General features: G+C 60.6%; 1 protein-coding gene. It reads right to left on the reverse strand.

The window, feature by feature from the left end; translation table 11 throughout:
- A partial coding sequence (locus HWE04_RS24410) for an ATP-binding cassette domain-containing protein (protein WP_241813949.1) occupies positions 1-221 on the reverse strand: 221 nt, incomplete at both ends.

The following is a 221-nucleotide window of genomic DNA, read 5'->3' on the forward strand; positions in this document are numbered from 1 at the left end:
ATGCGGGTGAAGACGCCCCGCCCTTCCGGCACCATCGCCAGCTTGTCCTTGACCAGCTCGAAGGACTTCTTGCCCTTGAGCGGATTGCCCATGTAATACACGTGGCCATCTACCTTGCTGCTGGGTAGCGTGCCGGTGATGGCCTTCAGGGTGGTGGTCTTGCCGGCACCGTTGGCACCGATCAGGGTCACCAGTTCGCCTTCGTTGACTTCCAGCGCAAT

Origin of the sequence: Herbaspirillum sp. C7C2 (assembly GCF_022627865.1) — a bacterium.
In the GTDB taxonomy this organism is placed as follows: Bacteria; Pseudomonadota; Gammaproteobacteria; order Burkholderiales; family Burkholderiaceae_D; genus Herbaspirillum; species Herbaspirillum frisingense.